21 protein-coding genes are annotated in these 23,471 nt (G+C 71.6%); 12 read left to right on the top strand and 9 right to left on the bottom strand.

Annotated elements, in window-relative coordinates; genetic code table 11:
* Positions 1-61 precede the first annotated feature (61 nt).
* Both O7601_RS14510 and O7601_RS14505 read right to left on the bottom strand, forming a co-directional pair.
* Complete coding sequence (locus O7601_RS14510; protein ID WP_281566657.1) at positions 62-1,123, bottom strand: GNAT family N-acetyltransferase; 1,062 nt, start codon at positions 1,121-1,123, stop codon at positions 62-64.
* Between the two features lie 101 nt (positions 1,124-1,224).
* Entirely contained in the window at positions 1,225-1,926 is a 702-nt protein-coding gene (locus O7601_RS14505) for an amino acid-binding protein (protein WP_281566656.1), read from the bottom strand.
* Between the two features lie 148 nt (positions 1,927-2,074).
* On the opposite strand from O7601_RS14505, the gene O7601_RS14500 reads away from it, so the two are divergent.
* The gene (locus O7601_RS14500; RefSeq protein ID WP_281566655.1) at positions 2,075-3,127 is read left to right on the top strand and encodes a phosphotransferase family protein; all 1,053 of its coding nucleotides are present in this window, start codon (positions 2,075-2,077) and stop codon (positions 3,125-3,127) included.
* Positions 3,127-4,347, top strand: a complete 1,221-nt coding sequence (locus O7601_RS14495; RefSeq protein ID WP_281566654.1) for an acyl-CoA dehydrogenase family protein — start codon at positions 3,127-3,129, stop codon at positions 4,345-4,347. The genes O7601_RS14500 and O7601_RS14495 overlap by 1 nt, the downstream gene beginning before the upstream one ends.
* Before the next feature lie 424 nt (positions 4,348-4,771).
* Here the strand turns inward: O7601_RS14495 and O7601_RS14490 are convergent, their stop codons facing one another.
* The 6 genes from O7601_RS14490 to O7601_RS14465 form a co-directional block, all read right to left on the bottom strand.
* Positions 4,772-5,818: a LacI family DNA-binding transcriptional regulator gene (locus O7601_RS14490; RefSeq protein WP_281566653.1), complete on the bottom strand. Its 1,047-nt coding sequence runs from the start codon at positions 5,816-5,818 to the stop codon at positions 4,772-4,774.
* An 82-nt stretch (positions 5,819-5,900) separates the two neighbouring features.
* Entirely contained in the window at positions 5,901-7,334 is a 1,434-nt protein-coding gene (locus tag O7601_RS14485) for a GH1 family beta-glucosidase (RefSeq protein WP_281566652.1), read from the bottom strand.
* Positions 7,331-8,173, bottom strand: a complete 843-nt coding sequence (locus O7601_RS14480) for a carbohydrate ABC transporter permease (protein ID WP_281566651.1) — start codon at positions 8,171-8,173, stop codon at positions 7,331-7,333. Before O7601_RS14480 ends, O7601_RS14485 begins: the two co-directional genes overlap by 4 nt.
* Before the next feature lie 10 nt (positions 8,174-8,183).
* The gene (locus O7601_RS14475) at positions 8,184-9,152 is read right to left on the bottom strand and encodes a sugar ABC transporter permease (protein WP_281566650.1); all 969 of its coding nucleotides are present in this window, start codon (positions 9,150-9,152) and stop codon (positions 8,184-8,186) included.
* Positions 9,153-9,261: 109 nt separating this feature from the next.
* On the bottom strand, positions 9,262-10,548 hold the full coding sequence (locus tag O7601_RS14470; RefSeq protein ID WP_281566649.1) for an extracellular solute-binding protein: 1,287 nt from the start codon (positions 10,546-10,548) through the stop codon (positions 9,262-9,264).
* A 267-nt stretch (positions 10,549-10,815) separates the two neighbouring features.
* Positions 10,816-11,361, bottom strand: a complete 546-nt coding sequence (locus tag O7601_RS14465; protein WP_281566648.1) for a plasmid pRiA4b ORF-3 family protein — start codon at positions 11,359-11,361, stop codon at positions 10,816-10,818.
* 151 nt (positions 11,362-11,512) lie between these two features.
* Between O7601_RS14465 and O7601_RS14460 the strand changes: the two genes are divergently transcribed.
* The 10 genes from O7601_RS14460 (at position 11,513) to O7601_RS14415 (ending at position 23,230) form a co-directional block, all read left to right on the top strand.
* Positions 11,513-12,259 (top strand): pyrimidine reductase family protein, encoded by a 747-nt coding sequence (locus O7601_RS14460; protein WP_281566647.1) that lies wholly within the window; start codon positions 11,513-11,515, stop codon positions 12,257-12,259.
* A 258-nt stretch (positions 12,260-12,517) separates the two neighbouring features.
* Entirely contained in the window at positions 12,518-14,269 is a 1,752-nt protein-coding gene (locus tag O7601_RS14455) for an ATP-binding protein (RefSeq protein ID WP_281566646.1), read from the top strand.
* A 14-nt stretch (positions 14,270-14,283) separates the two neighbouring features.
* Entirely contained in the window at positions 14,284-15,432 is a 1,149-nt protein-coding gene (locus O7601_RS14450; protein WP_281566645.1) for an exonuclease SbcCD subunit D, read from the top strand.
* Positions 15,432-17,906, top strand: a complete 2,475-nt coding sequence (locus O7601_RS14445; RefSeq protein ID WP_281566644.1) for an SMC family ATPase — start codon at positions 15,432-15,434, stop codon at positions 17,904-17,906. Before O7601_RS14450 ends, O7601_RS14445 begins: the two co-directional genes overlap by 1 nt.
* A gap of 7 nt (positions 17,907-17,913) precedes the next feature.
* Positions 17,914-18,882, top strand: a complete 969-nt coding sequence (locus O7601_RS14440; RefSeq protein WP_281566643.1) for a hypothetical protein — start codon at positions 17,914-17,916, stop codon at positions 18,880-18,882.
* Entirely contained in the window at positions 18,882-19,739 is an 858-nt protein-coding gene (locus tag O7601_RS14435) for a fused MFS/spermidine synthase (RefSeq protein WP_281566642.1), read from the top strand. Before O7601_RS14440 ends, O7601_RS14435 begins: the two co-directional genes overlap by 1 nt.
* A gap of 83 nt (positions 19,740-19,822) precedes the next feature.
* Positions 19,823-20,515, top strand: coding sequence for a sigma-70 family RNA polymerase sigma factor (locus O7601_RS14430; protein ID WP_281566641.1), 693 nt, complete (start codon positions 19,823-19,825; stop codon positions 20,513-20,515).
* Positions 20,512-21,288, top strand: coding sequence for a zf-HC2 domain-containing protein (locus O7601_RS14425; protein ID WP_281566640.1), 777 nt, complete (start codon positions 20,512-20,514; stop codon positions 21,286-21,288). The genes O7601_RS14430 and O7601_RS14425 overlap by 4 nt, the downstream gene beginning before the upstream one ends.
* A gap of 229 nt (positions 21,289-21,517) precedes the next feature.
* Positions 21,518-22,177 (top strand): hypothetical protein, encoded by a 660-nt coding sequence (locus O7601_RS14420; protein WP_269742603.1) that lies wholly within the window; start codon positions 21,518-21,520, stop codon positions 22,175-22,177.
* A 135-nt stretch (positions 22,178-22,312) separates the two neighbouring features.
* Positions 22,313-23,230, top strand: a complete 918-nt coding sequence (locus O7601_RS14415) for a DNA-3-methyladenine glycosylase 2 family protein (RefSeq protein ID WP_281566639.1) — start codon at positions 22,313-22,315, stop codon at positions 23,228-23,230.
* Positions 23,231-23,238: 8 nt separating this feature from the next.
* Here the strand turns inward: O7601_RS14415 and O7601_RS14410 are convergent, their stop codons facing one another.
* Positions 23,239-23,451 carry a hypothetical protein gene (locus O7601_RS14410; RefSeq protein WP_281566638.1) on the bottom strand — a complete coding sequence of 71 codons (213 nt, stop codon included), beginning with the start codon at positions 23,449-23,451 and terminating at the stop codon, positions 23,239-23,241.
* Between the last annotated feature and the right edge of the window lie 20 nt (positions 23,452-23,471).

The following is a 23,471-nucleotide window of genomic DNA, read 5'->3' as shown; positions in this document are numbered from 1 at the left end:
CCGCACCGGGAATCCTGCCCACCTCACCGGCCTCCGCACCGGAGGTCGGTCGTCTGAGCCGTCAGCCGGCGCTCTTCGCCGCCGCCGTTTCCTCGGCGACCAACGGCACGGTCATGGTCAGCAGGGCACCGTCCCGCTGGACGGTGGTCGGTCGGGACAACCGGCGCAGCGTACGCAGCATCGGTGCGTTGTCCGCCTGGACGTGCAGCACCATCGCGGCGTAGCCGGCCGACTCGGCCTGCCGGGTCAACCGACGCAGCAACGTCGAGCCCAGCCCACGGCGCTGCCAGTCGTCGCGCACCAGCAAGGCCAACTCGGCCTCGTCGCCCTCGGCGAGCAGGTTCGCCATCGCGACGACCGACTCCGCCGCCCCGCCGGAGCCGGTCGTCGCGGCGACCAGGGTCAGCCCACGGGCCGGCTCCAGGAGCCGGCGCAGTCGGGCTGGGGAGGGCAGGCCCGCACCCCCGAGGTAACGGCGCTGCCGGCTGCGCACCGAGCAGCCCTGGTGCAACTCGACGACCGCCGTCAGGTCGTCCGCGACGGCGGGGCGTACGGTCAGCTCGGCACCGTCGGGCAGGACCACGGTGACCTGTTCGGTGCTGCGGCGGGCGGCGGTGGCCCCCAGTTCGAGCAGCGCCTGGGCCCGGGCGTACTCGGCCGGGGTGAAGCTCGGCGCGACCCGGCGCAGGGTGTACGACCCGCCGTTCGGGTCGGCCAGCATCATCGTCATGCCGTCGATTCCGGGCCGGGCCAGCGCCGGCGCGGGTCGCCAGGTCACCTCGTCGGCGCCGAGCAGGGCCCGCAGCACCTCACCTGTCGCGTCCGGGTCGTGCACCAGCCGAGTCGCCAGCCCGAGCACCCGGGTCGGCTGATCGGCCAGACCGCGCGCCTCGCTGCGCGCCACCCAGCAGTCCCGCCCCCGGCCACGCTCGACCGCGGCGAGCAGTCCCGCCTCGTCGAGAGTGTCCGGCGCGTCGACGAGGAAATCGTCGACGGCACCGTGCTCGGTGGTGTGCACCTGCACGGAGAGGATGTTGACCCCACGCAACGCGAGGCTCGCCGTGAGCACCGACAGGTAACCCGGTCGGTCGTCCACGGTGGCTCGGATCCGCCACAGCGTCATCGTTGCCTCCCTTCGCGTGCCACCCTCGTCCGCGGCTGTTGCCGGTCGGTTGCCTCACCATGTCCAGCCGCGATCGGCCCTGCGGTCTGCGTCACACCCGCTCAGGGCTTGGCGCTGACCGGCGGAGCGCCCACCAGGTCGAGCCGATCGCCGAGAATCACGGCGCAGGCGCGGACCAGTTGGGCGAGCCGGTCCACCTCGGTGGAGTGGAAGGCGGCCGGCGTGAGGGTTTCGCTGTACTCGCGGGACACCACCAGCACCAGCCCGGCCCGCCCGAACGGTGCGACCGCGAAATGACCACCGTCGGGCGCCGTCATCGACCGGGCGCGCAGCGGGGTCACTTCCGGCAGCTTTGGCGGCACCGGGGTACGCCAACTGGCGTGCCCGACCGTCGCACCGCCACCCCCGGTACGCGATGCCCAGTCCACCGGCACCATCGCGGCGACGGACCAGTCGGCGGCGAGCAGCCCGGGCACCGCGTCGACCAGGGTCGCCAGCCCGTCGGCCGGGTTGGCCGCGACCTGGGCCAGCAGCTCGGCGTCCTGGCCGGTGGTGGTGGGCGCGCCGATCGCCCGCCAGACCCCGTCCACCCGCACGCCGGGGATCGCCGCGAGGCCGGCCAGCAGCCGCTCCAGCCGCGCGGCACCCGGCCACACCACCGTGAAGTCGTCGACCGCCCGCCCGCCGAGGCGTTCCAGCACGACCACCTGGACGATGTCCGCCCCGGACACGCCGAGGGTGCGCGCCACCTGACCGAGGGTGCCTGGACGGTCCGGCAGGGTGACCCGAACGCGCAGCAACATCTCAAACCCCTCCGCTCGGCGGGCCGGCACACTGGCCGGCAGGCTGGTGTCAGCCTGGCAGTTGACCATTTCGTCCCTGTTGCGGCGGCATGTCCCGAGGGTCAAACCTGACCTTGACAACCCGCCGGAGCTGCCATGAACTGTCCGGATGACCGAACCGACCGCCGGCTCGCCCGCCGGTCTGGATCTGGACCGGCTCCGCGGCCACCTGGCGGCGCACCGCCCCGATCTGGCCGCCGGCCCGTTACGGGCCGAGCTGATCGCCGGCGGCCGGTCGAACCTGACCTACCTGGTGCACGCCGGCGGTCGGGAGATGGTGCTGCGCCGCCCCCCGCTCGGGCACGTGCTGGCCACCGCGCACGACATGACCCGGGAGTTCCGAGTCATCTCGGCGCTCGCCTCGACCGATGTCCCGGTGCCCGGCGCCCTGCTGCTCTGCCCCGAACCGGAGGTGCTGGGGGCGCCGTTCTACCTGATGGAGCGGGTGCCGGGCGAGGTGTTCCGCAGCCGCTCCCGCACTGACCGGCTCACCGACGAGCAGCGACGCGGGCTGGCCATGACGATGATGGACACCCTGGCGGCGCTGCACACGGTCGAGCCGGCGGCGGTCGGTCTGGCCGATTTCGGCCGCCCGGAAGGGTTCCTGGCCCGGCAGGTCCGCCGCTGGTCGGGGCAGCTCGACCGGTCCCGCAGCCGACCGCTGCCCGGCATCGACGAGCTGCGCGACCGGCTCGCCGCCACCGCGCCGGAGGGGGCCAACGCCGGTCGGATCGTGCACGGGGACTTCCGGCTGGACAACCTGCTCGCCACCGTCGACCCGGTCACGGTGACGGCGGTGCTGGACTGGGAGATGGCCACCCTCGGCGACCCGCTGGCGGACCTGGGACTGCTGCTGACCTACTGGGACGTGCTCGGCGGCAGCGCGGCCTCCGACGGTAACCCGGTCGCCGACGGCCTCGGCCCGCGCGCCGGCTTCCCCGACGGCGACGAGCTGATCGCCCGGTACGCCGGCCGCAGCGACGTCGACGTCGGTCCACTGCACTGGCACATCGCGCTGGGCTGCTTCAAACTAGCCGTCATCTGCGAGGGCATCCACTACCGGCACACCCTCGGCCAGACGCTCGGCGAAGGCTTCGACACCATCGGCGGCCTCGTTGCCCCGCTGGTCGCACACGGACTGACCGCGGTGAGGGAGACCTGATGGACTTCGCGTACGACGCCCGGACCGAGCAGCTGCGCACGGAGCTGGCCGAGTTCCTGGAGCAGCACGTGTACCCGGCCGAGCCGGTGCACGCCGCCCAGGTGGCCGCCGCCGGTGACCCGTGGGCCCGCCCGCCGGTGCTGGCGGAACTGAAGGCCGAGGCGCGTCGGCGCGGACTGTGGAACCTCTTCCTGCCCGATCCGCGCCACGGCGCCGGGCTGACCAACCTCCAGTACGCTCCGCTGGCCGAGCTGACCGGCCGCAGCCCACACCTCGCCGCGGAGGCGCTCAACTGCGCCGCACCGGACACCGGCAACATGGAGCTGCTCGCCGAATTCGGCTCCCCCGCCCAGCAGGAACGCTGGCTCGCCCCGCTGCTGGCCGGTGAGATCCGCTCCGCCTTCTGCATGACCGAACCCGACGTGGCCTCTTCCGACGCCACGAACATCGCCACCTCGATCCGGCGCGACGGTGACCACTACGTCATCGACGGCCGCAAGTGGTGGTCCTCCGGCGCGATGGACCCGGCCTGCGAGATCTTCATCGTGATGGGCAAGACCGACCCGGACGCCGACCGGCACCGCCAGCAGAGCATGATCCTGGTTCCCCGCGACACCCCCGGGGTCACCGTACGCCGGGGCATGCGCGTCTTCGGCTACAGCGACGCCTCGCACGGCGGGCACGCCGAGATCGACTTCGACGGCGTCCGGGTGCCAGCGGAAAATCTGGTGGGTGCCGAGGGCACCGGCTTCGCCATCGCCCAGGCCCGGCTCGGCCCCGGCCGGATCCACCACTGCATGCGCCTGATCGGGATGGCCGAGCGGGCGCTGGAACTGCTCTGCCGCCGAGCCGTCGAGCGGGTCGCCTTCGGCCGCCCGCTCGCCGAGCAGGGCGTGCTACGCGAGTGGATCGCCGAGGCCCGGGTCCGCATCGAACAGGCCCGGCTGCTCGTCCTCAAGACGGCCTGGCTGATGGACACCGTCGGCAACAAGGGCGCCCACACCGAGATCCAGGCCATCAAGATCGCCACGCCGGCGATGGCCGAGTGGGTCATCGACAAGGCCATCCAGGCGTACGGCGCGGCCGGGGTCAGCCAGGACACTCCCCTCGCGGCGCTCTGGGCCCAGGCCCGCACGCTGCGTCTCGCTGACGGCCCCGACGAGGTGCACCGCAACAGCCTCGCCAAGCGCGAGCTACGCCGCTGGACCGCCCCCGCCTGAGCCCCGCCACCGCCCCACCTAGGCCCCGCCGCACCGCCTCACCTGAGCCCGCTGGGTCGCCCCGGCGGGTGCGGCCAGGCACCGCACGTGCGGACGCACCGCCGCCCGCCCGGCTGATCAGACCCGCGTCCGGCGAGCCCTCCGACGTGACTTTCCGTGTCCTTCACCGCTACCCCAGTTCCGATGTGGGGTGATAGTAGGGGCTGCCGGCGAGCGGTCACGCAGCGTCAGATGTACGGAGAGTTTTCGCTAGCGGGCGCGCGCCGGGTCCTCGTACGACGCGGAGTACCGCGGAGCACCAGAACCAGTCGGTGTCCGATGTCAGGCCGTACCGCAGCGAACCCGGTCACCTCGCCGACGACCGCCGCCAACACCAGCCCGCGCAAAGCGGTCCGCCGCTGCAAGGCCCGGGTGGCGCCGTGGCTCAGGCGGAGGCGCGCTCGACGAACTGGGTGTCCAGGACGACGTGTGGAGTGGCGAGCTCGTCGCCGCGGATCCGGTCGACCAGCAGCCGCGCCATCTGCCGGCCCATCTCCTCCACCGGCTGGAACACCGACGTCAGTGGCGGGTTGGCCTGCCGGGCGATCGGCTCGTCGCCGAAGCCGACCACGGCCACGTCCTGCGGCACCCGGCGGCCGGCCTCCCGCAGCGTACGCATGGCACCGAAGGCCATCAGGTCGGCGGCCACGAACACGGCGTCCAGGTCGGGGCAGCGCTCCAGCAGCCCCCGCATGGCTGCCGCCCCGCTCTCCTCGCTGAAGTCGCCGTACGCGATCAGGTCGGGGTTGACGCCGAACCCGGCGGTGCGGACCGCGTCCCGATAGCCGGACAACCGGGCCAGGCCGGCGCCCATGTCCTGCGGGCCGGCGATGGTGGCGATGCGCCGCCGTCCCCGGCCGGCGAGGTACTCGACGGCCTGGCGTGCCCCGCCGGCGTTGTTGACGTCGACGAACGAGGCCGGCTGCGCCTCGGGGTGCAGCATCCGCGCGGGCCGCCCGCCGAGCACGGTGGGCAGGCCCCGCTCCTCAAGCAGCGTGGGCAGCGGATCGTCGTCGTGCAGCGACAGCAGCAGTACGCCGTCGATGTGCTGGTTGGTCAGGTGGTGCTCGACCCGCTCCCGCTCCAGCGGCGATTGGGCCATGGCCAGCCAGAGCTGCAACGGCGTCTCCAGCAGGGCCGAGCTGATCCCCCGGACGATGCCGGCGAAGAACGGCTCGGCGAAGATCCGCTCGCCGGACTCGCTGACCACCAGGGCCACCGAGTCGGTTCGCTGCGTGACCAGCGCCCGAGCCGCGCGGTTGGGTACGTACCCCAGTTCGGCAATGGCCTGTTGCACGGCGGCCCGGGCCTCCGGACTCACCTGCGGGGAGCCGTTGACCACGCGGGAGACCGTGCCGCGGCCCACTCCGGCGCGGGCGGCAACCGCGTCGAGCGTCGGCCGCCCGAGCGACCGGGTGCGCTGCGTTGTCATCGTCTGCTCCTCCGACGTCAGGCGGCTCCGGCACCTTCACCAGCGCTGGTGCCGGGCCGCCCGTTACTGGCTGGCCATCGCCCTATTGTGCGGCCAGACCGTTGCGTCGGATCACCTCCGCGTACCACCTGGCACTGGACTTGGGGATGCGGGTCTGCTTGTCGTAGTCGACGTAGATCATGCCGAACCGCTTCGTGTAGCCCCAGGCCCACTCGAAATTATCCATCAGCGACCAGGCGAAGTATCCCCGCAGGGGGACGCCCGCGCTGATCGCCTCGTGCGAGGCGCGCAGGTGGGCGTCGAAATAGGCCAACCGATCGACGTCGTCGACCTGCCCGTCGACGACCTCGTCGACGAAGGCCGAGCCGTTCTCGGTCACGTAGAGCGGAAGTTCCGTGTACTCTTCGTGCACCCGGCGCAGCGTCTCCACCAGACCGGGGGCGTCGATCTCCCAGTTCATGTCGGTCACCGGGACTCCCCGGGTGACGAACCGGACGTCCTCGCTGCCCGGCCAGCAGGCCTGGTCCCGCCAGTAGACCTCCGGCTGCTCGCCGGGGATCGGCGCGGCCACCACGTGCCGGCTGTAGTAGTTGACGCCCACCACATCCAGCGGGGTGGAGATGGTGGCCAGGTCGCCGTCGTGAACGTGGTTGAAGTCCGTCACCTTCGCCAGGTCGGCCACCAGGTCGTTTGGGTACGCGCCGCGTAGCATCGGGTCGAGGAAGAACCGGTTGGCCAGCGCGTCGATCCGCCGGGCCGCGTCGACATCGCCCGGCGCGTCGCTGGCCGGGGTGACCGGGTACAGGTTGACGGTCACCCCGAGCTGCGCCTGCGGCACTGCCGTACGCAGCGCCTGCACGGCGAGCCCGTGCCCGAGCATCAGGTGGTGTCCGGCCCGGACCGCATCGGCCCCGTTGGTGCGGCCCGGGGCGTGAACCCCGGAGCCGTACCCGAGGAAGGCCGAGCACCAGGGCTCGTTGAGGGTCGTCCAGTACTTCACCCGGTCGCCCAGCGCGTCGGCCACCAACAGGGAGTAGTCGGCGAACCGGGCGGCGGTGTCCCGGGACGGCCAGCCACCGGCGTCCTCCAACTCCTGCGGCAGATCCCAGTGGTAGAGGGTTAGCCAGGGCTCGATTCCGTTGGCCAGCAGCTCGTCGATCAGCCGCTGGTAGAAGTCGAGCCCTTCGGCGTTCGCCGGACCCGACCCGCCCGGCTGCACCCGGGGCCAGGACACCGAGAACCGGTACGACTTCAGCCCCAGTTCGGCCATCAGCCGGACGTCGTCGCTGAGCCGGTGGTAGTGGTCGCAGGCGACGTCGCCGGTGTGCCCGGCGACCGTCCGACCCTCGGTGCGGCTGAAGGTGTCCCAGATCGACGCGGTCCGGCCGCCCTCGTTCGCCGCGCCCTCGATCTGGTACGCGGCGGTCGCCGCGCCCCAGAGGAAGCCGGGCGGGAAGGTAAGCGGCGGCCGCTCGTCGAGGACGCCGACGGCGGGCGGGGTGGCGGGGTTGCTCACGACTTGACTGCACCTTCCATGATCCCGCCGATGATCTGGCGGCCGAAGAGAAGAAAGACGAGCACCAGCGGGATGGTGCCGACCGCCGTGGCGGCGAAGACCTGGGAATAGTCCGTGTAGTAGGCGTACGAGAGGAAGGAGAGCGAGACCTGCAGGGTCGGGTTCTCCGGGCTGAGGATCGCGTACGGCCAGAGGAAGGAGTTCCAGGTCTCCATGAAGGTGAGCAGACCGAGCACGCCGGCCGCTGGGCGCAACGCGGGCAGCACGATGTTCCAGTAGATCCGGAAGGTGCTGGCGCCGTCCACACGGCCGGCCTCGATCAGCTCGTCGGAGATCGCCTGGCTGGCGTACTGCCGCATCATGAACACGCCGAAGGCGCTGACCAGGAACGGCACGGTCACCGCGTACAGGGTGTCGTACCACCCCAGCGACTGCATCATGCTCCAGAGCGGGATGAGACCCATCTGGGTCGGGATCATCATGGTGACGATGATCGCCAGCAGCAACACGTTGCGTCCGCGGAAGCGCAGCTTCGCGAAGGCGAAGCCGGCCAGGGAGCCGGTGAGCACCACCGACACGGTGACCACCGAGGAGACGATGATCGAGTTCATCAGGCCCTTGAGGAAGTTGGCCGCGTCGTTGTCGAGCACCCGCCCGAAGTTGTCACCGAACGCGCCGGCCGGAGTCATCGGCGGTGGCACGTCGTTGATGGACTCGAGGCTGCGGGTGCCGATCACGATCATGTAGTAGAACGGGTAGATCGACATCAGCGCCGCCAGGACGAGCGCCATGTAGGTAAGCGGACTGGTGCGCCACAGGCGCTTTGAAGCCGAGGTCATCGATCTCTCCTCACTTGGCCGCGCGGCGGACGAGTACGAAGTTGATCAGCGACACCAGGACGATGATCATGAAGATCGCCCAGGCGACCGCGGCTCCATAACCTGCGGTGCTCAGGTTGTAGATGCCCTTCTCGTACATGTACATCGCCAGCGTCTGGAACTCCCGCTGGTCGCCGCCGATGATGCTGCCGTTGCCGAAGAGCAGCGGCTCGGTGAACAGCTGCATGCCGCCGATCGTGGAGAGGATGACCACGAAGATGAAGGTGGGCTTGAGCATCGGCAGGGTGATCTGCCAGAACTGCCGCCACGGGCTGGCCCCGTCGATCGCGGCAGCCTCGTACAGGTCCTTCGGGATGGCCTGCATTCCGGCGAGCAGGATCAGGGTGTTGTAGCCGGTCCACCGCCAGTTGACCATCGTGGCGATCGCGGTCCAGGAACTCCACTCCTGCGTACGCCAGTCGATCTGGTCCACCCCGACGAGGCCGAGCAGCCAGTTGAACAGGCCGAAGTCGCGCTGGAACAGCATGCCGAAGACGATCGCGACGGCGGCCACCGACACCACGTTCGGCACGAAGATGGCCATCCGGAAGAAGGTCTTGGCACGCAGCAGGGTCTGGTTGAGCAGGTTCGCCAGGAACAGCGCCATCAGCAGCTGTGGGATGGTCGACAGGGCGAAGATGCCGAACGTGTTGACCAGCGCGTTCCAGAAGTACTCGTCGGAGATCAGCTCGGTGTAGTTGTCGAACCCGATGAACGTGTGCTCGCCGATCATGTCCCAGTCGTGCAGGGACATCCAGGCGGTACGCAGCATCGGGTACAGCCCGAAGGCTCCGAAGATCAGGAAGAACGGCGCGATGTAGAGGTACGGGGAGTACTTGAGATCCAGGCGGTTGAGGAGATATCCCCGACGACGCCGGGAGGGGGCGTCGGGAGGTGGTGCTGCTGGCGACGGCGGCGCCGTCGTGGCCGACAGGCTCATTCGAGTTTCCTTTTCCAGCGAGGCCCGGGGGCCCTCGCGCAGGATGCTGCGCGGTGGGGACCGACCGGTGGCGTTCGGGTAGTCCCGAACGCCACCGGAAGGGAATCACTCAGAAGACGCCCTGGGTCTGCGCGTCCTTAGTGAACTGCTCCCAGGCCGCATCCTTGCTGGCCTGCCCGTTCTCGAATGCCCGCATCGCCGGCTCGAACGCGTTCTCCTTCACCGCCTGGTGCTTCGGGCCCAGGTGGATCGGCTGGATCTGGGCGACGCTCTCGCCGAAGATCTTGCCGGTCGGCGCGTTGCTGAAGTACTCGTTGGTGTAGCTGAGGAATGCCTCGTTCTTCAACGCCTCCAGGTTGGTGGGCAGCGGACCCTTGGCCTTGAAGGCCTCCACCTGGCTGGTGGCGTTGGTCAGGAACTCGGCGAGCTTCGCCGCCTCCTCCGGGTACTTGCTCTGCTCCGGCACGGCCAGCCACGAGCCGCCCCAGTTACCGCCGCCGCCCGGCACGGCCGCCACGTCCCACTTGCCCTTGTTCTCCTCGCCGGAGTTGTCCGCGACGATGCCGAGCATCCAGGACGGGCAGAAGGTGGCCGCGAACGTGCCCTGCTTGAAGCCGCCGGACCACTCCGGCGACCAGGTGGACGCCTTGGCGGAGATGTCCACCATCGAGGTGGCGGTGTCCCAAGCGGCCTTCACCGCGGGGCTGGAGTCCGCGATGATGTTGTTCTCCTTGTCGTAGAACAGGTCGCTGCCCTGCTGGAACAGCACACCGTTCGAGACCGCGGTGATCGAGTCGATGAACCCCTTGCCGGTGGCCTGCTTGTACTTCTGGCCAGCCTGGTGGAAGCCGTTCCAGTCCGGCCAGAGCGCCGAGACCGCGTCGCGCTCGGTGGGCAGACCGGCCGCCTCGAACAGATCCTTGCGGTAGCAGACCGCGAGGCTGCCGACGTCGGTCGGCAGGCCGATCAGCCGACCGTCCGGCGCCTTACCCAGCTCCCACTTCCAGGGCAGGTAGTCGTCGGCGATCTCGGACGGCACCAGCGGAGTCAGGTCGGCCCAGTTACGCGGGTTGGCCTTGAACTCGTTGAGGATGCCCTCTTCCAGGGCGGTCACGTCAGCCGCGCCCTTGCCGGTCGCGAGGTAACGGACCAGCTTCGGCCGGTACTCGCCGAGCTGTGCCGTCTTACGCAGCTCGATCTTGATACCGGTCTGCTGCTCGTACTGCTTGACGAGTTCGTCGTAGCCGAACTCGCCGAACGTGTCGACGACCAGCTTCGCGGGCTTCTCGCCCTCGGCCGGCTCGTCGTCATTGCCGCAGGCCGCGAGACCGCCGACAGCGGTGATCGCGGCCAGGGTGGCTGCCGCCATGCGGGAACGCCGCGTGGTGAGGCTCATCCTGACCCCTCTTTCGATGGTGAGGCTGCATTTGTCTGTGGTGGGGGGTGCCGCAGCGTCTGCCGGCACCGGCTGGGTCAGCCGGTGTCGGCGCCCAAGCGCACGCCATGTGATCCACGCCTCTTGGGAACGCTCCCATGAGATTGCCGGCAGGTGTCGGGAGTGTCAATAGTCCAGTGGGAGCGATCCCAGATCGTTACCACGCAGCTCGTTTGCCCCGGCAAACAATCGGGAAAGGCGGTTGGGTTGCGGGCCCGGAAGCGGCGGTCAGCAGAGACGACGAAGCAGGGTGTCGACCCGGCCGGCGTCGAAGGCCGCCGGGTCGAAGCCGGCGTCCACCCAGTCCCGCATCGTCCGATGCTCCGGATGGCCCGGCTCGGCCAACGCGGCGAGCAGCACCAGGTAGCCCTGCGGTCCGCCGACATCCTCCGGTGGGCAGGCCCGCTCCCCGTCGAGGCAGCGCGGGTAGCGCTCGTCCGCCTCGGCGGTCAAGGCGTCCTCGACCAGCAGGTCGTGCTCCCACCAGTCGCCGAAGTCGTACGTGTAGTGGAACCGGCTGCCCTTGCCGAGCACCGCGTCCAACCGGACGTCCAGCTCGTCGTGCAGGGCCAACTCGCCGTCCGGGTCGGGTTCGCCGTACTGCACGCCGTCGATCTCGAACGAGTGCAGGTGGCAGTCGCGCCAGCCCATCGCGTGCTGCACCACCCGGTGCAGCCGGTCCAGGGTGTAGCCGCCGGGCACCAGCACCCGGCGCCAGATCGCCGGACGAACCCCGGCCAGGGACATCCTCAGCTGGAAGATCTGACGCGGCATGGGTGTCCCATCCTTCCACGGCATAGGCTGCGAGAATGATCTGCCGAGCGTGCCGGGCGCGACGGCACGACGACTGCCCGGGCCGGAACTGGTGCGACTGTCAGCACCGTACCCCCCGACCGACCCCTCCCGTCACCGGTCCGGCCGGCGAATGAGCGACAGAGCACCGATTTCCGTCCTCTGGCCGGACCCGTCACCGGAGCCGGTGGACGACGACGTGCTCATCGCCCGGTACGGCCGCGTCGAGCAGCCGCACCTGCGGATGAACTTCGTGACCAGCGTCGACGGCGCGGTCAGCCTCGACGGCTACTCGGCCGGGCTGTCCGGCCCCCCCGACAAGCGGGTCTTCGGACTGCTGCGGATGCTCTGCGACGCGTTGCTGGTGGCCGCCGGCACGCTGCGCCACGAGGACTACCGGGCGATCCGGCTGGACGAGCGACGCCGGGCCTGGCGACGCGCGCACGGGCTGACCGAGTACCCGACCCTGGTAGTGGTCTCCGGCACCCTGGACCTCGACCCGACCCAGGCCGCCTTCGCCGACGCACCCGTGCGCCCCGTGGTGCTGACCCGCCGGGACGCGCCCGCGCCGCCCGGCCTTACCGCCGTGGCCGACCTGGTACGCCATGGTGAGGATCGGGTCGACCTGGTCGCCGGGCTGGCCGACCTGCGTCGTCGCGGGCTCGGTCAACTGCTCTGCGAGGGCGGTCCACACCTGTTCGGCGCCCTCACCGCCGCCGACCTGGTCGACGAGGTGTGCCTCTCGATCGCGCCCATGCTCGCCGGGGCCGGGCCGGGCCGGATCACCGCCGGTGCCCCGAGCCCCGCCCGGAGCCTGCCGCTGCGGCACGTCCTTCGCGCCGACGACGGCACCCTGCTGCTCCGCCACGCCCGGCGCTGACCGGCCACCGCAGCGGTACCCGAGAAGGCCACGGAAGCGCACGTCAGCTCACTAGCGTCAACCGGTGCCGGCGGCCTGACGCTCGACGTGCCGCCTTCCACAGCCCGGACACCCGCCGTCAGCACCCCATCGCCGTGCGCGATCGGCGCGATGTCGTTACGTGGCCTGCGCCGCGTCGCGTGGCGACCTGTCGTACTCCTCCGGCAGGATGCAGGGCGTGTGTGCCGACCGCGACGATCAACCGAGCGGAGTTGCCCGATGACCGACCAGGGGTTCGACGGCCCGGGCGAGGGGGTGGGCCGGGTGCTGGGCACCGCCGACGCCACTCCCCTGCAGTTCTGGACGGCGGTCTCCCCGGGCAGCTATCTCCAGCTCGATGATGTGGTGGTCACCCGACGGGAGTTGCCCGACCGGGAGCCGGTGACCATCGCCGGGGTGGTCACCCAGGTCCGGGCGCGGCACGAGGGCGCGCAGTTCGACTCCGACGTCTTCGCCATCGCCGACGGCACGCTGCCGGCGCAGGTGCAGGAGGCCGCCGAGATCACCACCACCCGCGTCGACCCCGAGTTCTACGTGCCGCCGCAGCCGGGCGCCGTGGTACACCGGGCCGAGGGCGACGCCCGCGCCCGGGCACTGCACTTCGACCGGATGGAACGACGGATCCCGATGGGCACCGGCCGGGACGGCGTCCCGGTCTACCTGAACGCCGACTTCCTCGACGGCAGCCGGGGCGCGCACGTGTCGATCTCCGGCATCTCCGGCGTGGCCACCAAGACCAGCTTCGCCACCTTTCTTCTCTACTCGGTGTTCCGCTCCGGGCAGCTCGGCGGAGACGCGGTCAACGCCAAGGCGCTGATCTTCAACGTGAAGGGCGAGGACCTGCTCTTCCTCGACCATCCGAACGCCCGGCTCGACGATCCGACCCGGGCCGCGTACGCCCGGCTCGGTCTGGCCGCGGACGCCTTTCCCGACGTACGGGTCTACGCGCCGCCCCGGGTGGGCGACTCGTCCGGCACGCCGGACGTGAGCAGTCGGCTCACCGGCGTGGACAGCTTCTACTGGACGCTCACCGAATTCTGCGCCGACCGCCTGCTGCCGTACGTCTTCGCCGACGCCGACGACGAACGGCAGCAGTACACGATGGTGGTCCACTCCGTGGCCGCCCACCTGGCCCGCTACGCCCAGCCCGCCGACGGTGGCGTCAGCATCGACGGCGTCCGGCTGGGCAGCTACGGCGATCTGGTCGACCACGTCGTCGAGCAGCTCAGCGACGACGAGACCCGCGGCGACTGGGCGGGCAGCGCGGTGGGCCTGGGCACGGTGAACGCGTTCGCCCGCCGGCTGATCGGCAGCAAGAAGGACCTGTCCCGGTTGATCCGTGGTGACCTGGCCACCCGCCGACCGCACTCGATCAACACCTCGGAGTCCGCCCAGGTCACCGTCGTCGACCTGCACAACCTTCCGGACCGGGCGCAACGTTTCGTGGTCGGTGTGACGCTCAAGAGCGAGTTCGAGCGCAAGGAGAAGGCCGGCACCGCCAAGCCGCTGCTGTTCGTGGTGCTCGACGAGCTGAACAAGTACGCCCCCCGGGAGGGCTCGTCCCCGATCAAGGAGGTGCTGCTCGACATCGCCGAGCGCGGCCGCTCGCTCGGGGTGATCCTGATCGGCGCGCAGCAGACCGCCAGTGAGGTGGAGCGGCGTATCGTCACCAACTCGGCCATCCGGGTGGTGGGCCGGCTGGATCCGGCCGAGGCATCCCGCCCGGAGTACGGTTTCCTCCCACCCGCCCAGCGGCAACGCGCGTTGCTGGCCAAGCCGGGCACGATGTTCGTCAACCAGCCGGACATCCCGGTGCCGCTCTGTCTGGAGTTCCCGTTCCCCGCCTGGGCGACGCGGGTGTCCGAGGCCGGGGCCGCGCCGTCACAGACCCTGCGGTCGATCACCCAGTCCGCCGACCCGTTCGCGGTCGTCGGGTCCGGCGGCGGCACCGACGACGACATCCCCTTCTAGCGGAGGCTGATCCAATGAAGATCCTGCACACCTCCGACTGGCACGTGGGCAAGGTCCTCAAGGGGCAGTCGCGGGCCGAGGAGCACAAGCAGGTGCTGGCCGGGGTCATCGAGATCGCCCGGCGGGAACGGCCCGACCTGGTCGTCATCGCCGGCGACCTCTACGACACGGCGGCACCGACCCCGGAGGCGACCCGCCTGGTCACCCGGGCATTGACCGCGCTGCGCCGCACCGGCGCGGACGTGGTGGCGATCGGCGGCAACCACGACAACGGTCCGGCGCTGGACGCGCTGCGCCCGTGGGCCGAGGCCGCCGGCATCACCCTGCGCGGCGGCGTACGCGAGGATCCGGCCGAACACGTCATCGACGGCACCACCGCCGACGGGGAACGCTGGCGGCTGGCCGCGTTGCCGTTCCTGTCCCAGCGGTACGCGGTCCGCGCGGTGGAGATGTACGAGCTGACCGCCGCCGAGACCACCCAGACGTACGCCGACCATCTGGGCCGCATCCTGGCCCGGCTGACCGAGGGTTTCGACGAGCCGGACCGGGTGCATCTGGTCACCGCCCACCTCACGGTGGTCGGCGCGGCCACCGGCGGCGGGGAACGTGACGCGCACACCATCATGGGTTACGCGGTGCCCGCCTCGGTCTTTCCCGGTACCGCGCACTACGTGGCGCTCGGGCACCTGCATCGCGCCCAGCGGGTGCAGGGGCCGTGCCCGATCCGCTACAGCGGTGCCCCGCTCGCCGTCGACTTCGGAGAGCAGGAGAACGTCCCGGCAGTGACCCTGGTCGAGGTCACCGCGACCACGGCGGCGCGGATTCGCGAGGAGCCGGTGACCGCGGCGACCGCGCTGCGCACCGTACGCGGCACCCTCGCCCAGCTCGCCGAGATCACTGCGCCGGAGGGTTGGCTGCGGGTGTACGTGCGCGAGCAGCCCCGCGCCGGCCTGCGGGAGGAGGTGCAGCAACTGCTTCCCCGGGCCCTGGAGATCCGGATCGACCCGGAGCTGGTGCCGGCACCCGGCACCGGCACCCGGGTCGCCCAACGGTCCGGCCGTTCGCCCCGGCAGTTGTTCGCCGACTACCTGGACAGCCGGGGGCATGCCGACGAGGGCGTCCGGGAACTCTTCGACGAACTGCTCGAGGAGGTCGATCACTGATGCGGCCGATGCGGCTGGACCTGGCCGGTTTCACCGTCTTCCGCGACGACACCACAATCGACTTCACCGACGCGGACTTCTTCGCCCTGGTCGGGCCGACCGGTTCGGGCAAGTCGACGGTGCTCGACGCGATCTGCTTCGCGCTGTACGGCACGGTGCCCCGTTGGGGCGGCACGCGCGGGCTGGGCAACGCGCTCGCTCCGTCGGCCACCGAGGCGCGGGTCCGACTGGTCTTCGAGTCCGGCGGCGCCCGCTACGTCGCCACCCGGGTGGTGCGTCGGGACAGCCGGGGCAACGTCAAGACCGCCGGTGCCGGGTTGCAGCTGATGCCGGACGGGTTCGACGTCACCAAGCTGGACACCGGGCTCAGTCCGGAGGATCTCGGTGAGGTGGTCGCCGGCACCCCGGCGGAGATGGACGCGGCCGTGCTGGCGGCGGTCGGGCTGCCGTACGAGCAGTTCACCAGCTGCGTGGTGCTGCCGCAGGGCCAGTTCGCCGACTTCCTGCACGCCCGCCCGGCCACCCGGCAGCAGATCCTGGTCAACCTGCTCGGTCTCGGCGTGTACGAGCAGGTGCAGCAGCGGGCCACGACCCGGGCCGGGCAGGCGGAGGCGAAGCTGGAGGCGGTGGATCAGCTGCTCGCCGGGCTGGCCGACGTCGACGACGACACGCTGGCACGGGCCACCGGTCAGGTCGAGCGGATGCGGGAGCTGGCCGGGTCGGTGACCGCGGCCGTACCGGAACTGGAAGCGGCGCGTGCGACGGTGCGGGAGGCCACCGCGGCCCTGACCACGCTCGACGCCGAGCTGGCCGCGTTGGACGAGCTCCGGGCGCCGGACGGGGTGGCCGAGGTGGCTCGGGCGGTGACCGCGACGCGGGCCGAGTCCGACGCGGCGGCGGCTGCGGTGTCGCTGGCCGAGGAGCGCGAGGAGAAGCTGCGCGGCGAGTTGACCGCCGCGGGCGACGAGAGTGCCCTGCGGATGCTGCTGCGGGCGCACGCCGACCGGGAGCAGTTGTCCGCTCAGGCGGCGCGGGTCCGGGCCGCAGCGGAGGCGGCCGGCGTCGAACACGACGCGGCGGTGCAGGCACTGACCGGGGCGCAGGCGGCGGCCGAGCGGGCCGAGGCGGAGCTGGCGGCGGCATTCCAGGCGCACGAGGAGGCGAAGACCGCCGATCAGGCGACGGCGTTGCGGGCCCACCTGACCGACGGCGGAGCCTGCCCGGTCTGCGAGCAGCCGGTGGCCCGGGTGCCGGCGATTCCGGCGGGCTCGGCCGTGGCGAGGGCGGTGGCGGCCGGCAAGGCGGCCCGGGCGGCGAGCGAGGCGGCCAGGAAGGTCGTCGCCGAGCGCGACGCTGCCGCACGGGACCTGGAGCGGGTGCTGCTGCGCGCCCGTACCGAACATGACGGGCTGCGGGCTCGACTTGCCGAGTTGGACGAACGGCTGGTCGGCGCGGCCACCGCCGAGGCGCTGCGGACACGGCTGGCAGAGCTGGCCCGGCTACGGCAGGGGCTGGATGAGGCGACCACGGCGGTCCGTGCCGGCCGGGACGCCGCCCGGCAGGCCCGGGCGGCGGCGGAGGCAGCGCAGGATCGGCTGCGGACCGCGTGGCGCCGCTTCGACGACGTCCGCGACGCGGTGGCCCGATTCGGGCCGCCGGCCACCGACCGCGACGACGTCGCCACCGCCTGGACCACACTGGCCGGGTGGGCGCGGGACCAGGCGCAGCACCGCCGGTCGGAGCGGGCTGGGCTGGCCACGGCCGTGGCCGAGGCCGAGGCGGCGGCCGGCGCGGCGGTGGGCCGCATCGCCGGCATCTTCGCCGACGCCGGGCTGCCCGCCCCGGACGATCCGGTCCGCGCCGCCACCGTCGCGGTGGAGCGGGCCGAGGCCGAGCTGCGCCGGCTGACCGAGCGGCGTGAGCAGGCCGGGGCGTTGCGCGAGCAGCGGGCCGGGCACGAACGCGAGGCGCAGGTGGCTCGGGCGTTGGCGGGGCACCTGCGGGCCAACAACTTCGAGCGGTGGTTGCTGGCCGAGGCGCTGGACCTGCTTGTCGACGGCGCGTCGGGGATCCTGCGGGAACTCTCCGGCGGCCAGTACGACCTGGTCCACGACAAGGGCGAGTTCTTCGTGGTCGACCACCACGACGCCGGGCTGCGTCGCGGGGTGCGGACACTCTCCGGCGGTGAGACGTTCCAGGCGTCGTTGGCGCTGGCGCTGGCGTTGTCCGAGCAGTTGGCCGGGATGTCCACCACCGCCGCCAGCCTGGAATCGATCGTGTTGGACGAGGGTTTCGGCACCCTCGACGCGGCCACCCTGGACACGGTCGCCGCCACGTTGGAAAACCTCGCCGCCCGGGGTGACCGGATGGTCGGCGTGGTCACCCACGTGCCGGCGCTGGCCGAGCGCATCCCGGTCCGCTTCGAGGTGCACAAGGACGCCCGCTCGGCCCGGGTGGAACGGACCGGCCGGTGATGCGGACGTGAACCGCTTCTTCGTCGATGCCTGGGATCCGGGCTACGGGGCGTCGTTCGAGGCCGCGCCGGCCGGTCCGGCCGCGCCGAGCAGCGCGCAGGTCGAGGCGGAACACGAGCTGCCGGCGGTGGACTGGCGGGCGATCGGCCCCCGTCCGGGCGTCCAGGCACCCGACGTGGTGCTGCTTGTCGACGGGGTACGCCGGATCGATGCCAGCATCTGGACGGCCGAGGAGGACGGCGGCTCGTTTCCCGGTCTGGCCGCCTCGTACGCGGCCGGGGTGGTGCGGTGCGACCTGGATCGCGGTGCCGCGCAGCTGGCCGGTGCCACGGTGGAGCGCGGCCTGTTCACCGCCAGCCCGTCGGCGACCGACGTGGTGGCCGGCAACGTCCGCTACCCGGTGCACCGGGTCAGCGGCAGCGGTGAGCTGGCCAAGTTGCCGGCGGCGGTGCAGGGGCCGTTGACCGCCCTGGAGGTGCAGGTCTCGGCCGCCGCGCGGACCGACGACGACCTGCTGGTGGTGGACGGGCCGTTGCGCAACCGGCGGCAGCTGCCCCGCACGCTCGGCTACATCAAGACCCAGCACAGCCAGTACCTCGACGCCCGACTCACCGCCGTGGTCACCGGTCTCCCACCCGGCCACCGCTCGCCGGTGTTCCGGCTCGGCACCGCCTGGGGCGGCTGGTCGTGGTACCTGCGGCTGCCGGTGGCGGCGGGAGCGCCCTGGGCGGGAATCGTCCGGCTGGAGTGCTCCGCCGACCTGGAGATCACCGAGGCGGTGCGGTTGGCCGACCTGTCGTTGGTCACGCTGCCCCGGTTCGCGTCCAGCCCATACAAGGATCCCCGAGCCCCGCAGAATCTCGTGCCGATCGCCGGGCTGGAGCGGCTGCTGCGCTCCCGGCTGGGCGACGCACGGCTGCTGCACCGCGCGCTGACCGTGGCCGCCCGCACCACCGCCGCCCGGACCGGCCGCTGATGGGTCGGCGGCGCGACGCCGACCGGATCACCGAGCCTGTCGACACGGGGCTCGCCGAGTTGGTGCCGGATCGGGACCGGCCCGGCTCGTGGACGCTGCTGCTGGACGGCGCACCGCAGTCGCATGTGGACCTGACCGATCCGACGCACCTGGAGTTCGAGTACGTCCGTCGACTGGCCGCCGCGATCGACCTGGTGGCGCCGACGGGCGCTCCGCTGCGGGTACTGCATCTGGGCGGCGGTGCGCTGACCCTGCCGAGGTACGTCGCCGCCACCCGTCCCGGCGCTACCCAGCGGGTGGTCGAGGTGGACGGGGCGCTTGTCGATCTGGTGCGGCGGGTGTTGCCGTGGCGGGCCGATCCGCGCCTGAAGGTACGGGTGGGTGACGCGCGGACGGTGCTCGCCTCGTGCCGGGAGGCCAGTTACGACGTGGTGGTCGCCGACGTCTTCGCGGGTGCCCGGACACCAGCCCGACTGACCTCGGTGGAGTACGCGGCCGAGGCGGCCCGGGCGCTGCACCCGGCGGGCTGGTATCTGGCCAACATCGCCGACGGGCCGCCGCTGCGCCACGCCCGGGGACAGGTCGCCACCGTGCGGACGGTGCTGCCCCGGGCCTGTCTGGTCGCCGACGCCGCTGTGCTGCGTGGCCGGCGCTACGGCAATCTGGTGCTCCTCGCCGGCCGCCAGGACCCACCGGTGGCCGCGCTGACCCGCCGGGCCGCCGGTGACTGGTTTCCCGGCCGGGTGCTGGTCGAGGCGGAACTCGATCGCTTCACCGGAGGCGCCACGGTGGTGCACGACGCCGATGCGGTCGACTCGACGCCACCTCCGCCGGGGATTTTTTCCGTCGAACGTTGATCCGTTCGGTACTGCCTTCCGTACCAGTCAGCAGCCATGCCCGTGGGGGGACGGCTTTCTGTCCAGGGACGTCGGAGGTCTGCATGCACGCACTGGCGGTCGGTTGGCAGGGCGACCGGGTGCGGGTGGACTGGATGTCCGCCCGGTCCCAGTCGCGGCCCGCCACGTCCACCCGTGGGGTCGACTCTCGTGCGGCGGCTCGCCAGAATAGCCCGGTGACGCCGCGACCCACCCCTGGCCGCCACCAGGCTTCCACCACCGAAGCCGCCCATTCCGACCAGTTGGTCCGCACGCTCTACGCGGAACACGCCGGACCGCTGCTGATGTTCGTGATGCGGTTGACCGGCGGTGACCGGCAACGGGCCGAGGACATCGTCCAGGAGACGCTGCTGCGGGCCTGGCGCAACGCGCATCGGCTGGGCGCACAGGGACAGGGGTCGCTACGGCCGTGGCTGGTGACGGTGGCGCGACGGATCGCCATCGACGAGCACCGCAGCGAGCAGGCCCGCCCGGCCGAGACGTACGACCGGGATCTGACCGCGTTCGCCGAGGCCGACAGCACCGATCGGGTGCTTCGGTCGATGACGGTGGCGGACGCGCTGCGAACGTTGAGTCAGTCGCACCGGGAGATCCTGGTGGCGACGTACTTCCGGGGCCGGACGGTGCCGGAGGCGGCCGAGGAGCTCGGTCTGCCACTGGGCACCGCGAAGTCGCGGGTCTACTACGCGCTGCGCGCGCTGCGCACAGCTCTGCAGGAGAGGGGGGTGACGGAATGAGCCGGGTTGACCACATGGACGTCGCCGCGTACGCGCTCGGCGTGCTTGACGAACAGGACATGGAGCGGTTCGAGGAACACCTCGCGACCTGCTGGGCCTGTGCCGCCGAGTTGGAGACGATGGTGCCGGTGGTCGGGCTGCTCTCCGACATCGACGAGGAGTCGATCACGGCGCTGGAGCAGACCCACTCGGATCCGGTCCTGTTGGACCGGACGCTTGTGGCGCTGCGTACGCATCGTCGGCGGGCCCGGTTCCGGCAGGTCCTGGCGACCGCCGCGGCCGTGGTGGTCTTCGGTGGGCTGACCGGTGTCGTGTTCAGCAATCTCACCGACAGCAGCACGCCACCGCCGATCGCCGGGCCGACCACGGGTCCGGTGGATCCACCGAGCGACCGCCCCGGCAACCCCAGTGGTCCGAGCGTGGGTGGCAACGAGCAGGAGGGTGCGCAGGTCGACGTCACCGACCCGACCACCGGCGTGAAGGCGACGTTCTTCCTGATCGCGAAAGACTTCGGCACCAGGATGGACTTCAGCCTGAGCAAGCTGCCGGGGCCACGCACCTGCCGCCTGGTGGTGGTACGCGAGGACGGCTCCACCGAGGTCGTCTCCACCTGGTCCGTGCCGGACGGCGGGTACGGCACGAACGCCAACCCGCAGTTGCTCGCCCTGTCGGCGGCCACGTCGACGAAGCTGGACGACATCAAGCAGTTCGAGGTGCAGGAGATCGACTCGCGGGGCGCCACGGACACCCTGGTGACCGTCCCGACGGCCTGATCCACGTACCCGGAAGGCCCGCCTCGACCCGAGGCGGGCCTTTGTCATGACGCAGGCGTACCCGGGCGAGGGCGCACCGGACCTGCGGATACGGACTCACACGGACAGAGAACCCAGACGGTTCAATGGATTCTTGTGAGCTTGCCCACCCTTTTGGATTCAACCTTGACAGCGCTCGTCCCGTATCTCCCGGTGAACTTGCCAAGTATGAGGAGGGCACGTGGCACAGATGAAGCGGACCGTCATCGCCGTGGGCGCCATGTTCGCACTTACGGCCTGCGCACCCGCAGGCTACAACGGGGCGGACGCGGGCGCGGCCGAGCCGGTCGCCGTCGCCGCGGCCGAGCCCAGCGTGACCGCCGACCCCGAGGCCAGCGCGGAGCCGGGCGCCTCGGCGTCACCGGGCGCGGAGGAAGAGACCGACGCGCCCCTGCCCGACGGTGTCGAACTGACCGACAGCCTGACCGGCAAGAAGTTCCCCCGGATGGGCAGCGCCGTGGTCAACCAGGACGGATACATCCTGTACCGCTTTGACCGCGACACCAACGACCCGCCGTCGTCCAACTGCGACGGCCAGTGCGCCGAGGTGTGGCCGCCGGCGCTTACCGACGGCGCTCCGGAGCTGAAGGGCGTCTCCGACGACGCCGTCGGCACCATCACCCGCGAGGACGGCACCCGCCAGATCACCCTCGACGGATGGCCGCTCTACACCTACATCGGTGACAAGAAGCCGGGCGCCTGGAAGGGCCAGGGCGTCGGCGGCACCTGGTTCGTGGTCAACCCGGACGGCAGCAAGAACCTTGAGTGCCTGCCCAAGGGCACCCCGAAGGCGGTCGCCCCGCCGTCGAAGACCGAGTCGAACGAGTCGGACTCCGACTACGACTACTGATCCAGCAGCACTCCGGGTGGCCGGCCGCAGCCAGCGATGGCGCGGCCGGCCACCGACGTCTCTCGGACGCGTTCCCAGGGGCTGGTCCTGGTGGGGCCATGACGACCCGGCCGCACGGGGTGGCACAGTGACCAGGTGACCGGGAACGAACCGAAAGCGCGGCGGGTGCTGCGAACACCAGCCGGCTACCGCTTCGCCGCTTCGGTGCGCCCGCTCACCTTCAGCCCGTACGACCCGTGTGCGCGGATGATCGCGGGCGTCTTCTGGTGGGCGGCGCGCACACCCGACGGGCCGGGCACCCTGGCCCTGCGGCCCGAGGGCGGCGAGCTGGTCGCCGAGGGTCACGGCCCGGGCGCCGGCTGGATGGTCGAGCACGCCGACGCGGTCGCCGGGCTCCGCGACGACCTGACCGGTTTCAGGGAACTCGCCGCGGCCCACCCGGTGGTGGCCCGGCTCGCCGCACAGCAGGCCGGGCTACGGATGCCGACCACCGGGCTGATCTTTCCCCGGGTGCTGCGGGCCGTGCTGGAGCAGAAGGTCACCGGCAAGGAGGCCTACCGGGGGTACGCGGCGACCGTGCGCCACTTCGCCGAGCCGGCCCCGGGCCCGGTGCGGCTGCTGCTGCCGCCCGACCCGGCGGTGATCGCCGCCGCCCCGTACTGGGTCTTCCACCCGTTCGGCGTGGAACAGCGCCGCGCCGAGACGCTGATCCGGGCCGCGCGAGTAACCGACCGCCTGCAAAAGTGCGCCGACTCGACCGGGGCCACCCGGCTGTTGCGGTCGATCCCGGGCGTCGGGCCGTGGACCGCCGCCGAGGTGGTCCGGGTCGCGTACGGCGACGCGGACGCGGTGAGCGTCGGCGACTATCACGTACCCAACACGGTCGCCTGGGCCCTGGCCGGTGAGCCGCGCGGCGACGACGCCCGGATGCTGGAGCTGCTGGAGCCGTTCCGGGGCCACCGGGGCCGGGTCTGTTGGCTGCTGGAGGCCGCCGCCGTGCAGGCCCCGAAGTTCGGTCCGCGCGCCCCGATCCGCTCCTTCGCCCACTTCTGAGTGCGGGATCAGGCGGCCTCGCGCAGGTCGGCCAGGTTGACCGGGGTACGCCGACGCAGCAGCTCGGCCAGTTCGTCCACCGAACCGACCTCGCCGAGCACGTTCTTGCCGCCGCCGAAGTGTCGCGGATAGGTGTGCACCAACCGGTACACGTACCGGCCGTGGATCAACTCGACGCTGACCCGCCACCGCCCGCAACACCCGCACACCCACTCCGCCACCTCGCGAAAGTAGCTCTGAC

Origin of the sequence: Verrucosispora sp. WMMD573 (genome assembly GCF_027497175.1) — a bacterium.
In the GTDB taxonomy this organism is placed as follows: domain Bacteria; phylum Actinomycetota; class Actinomycetes; order Mycobacteriales; family Micromonosporaceae; genus Micromonospora.
Note: the sequence above shows the minus strand (reverse complement) of the source record. Positions and strands in the feature narration are given on the sequence as shown.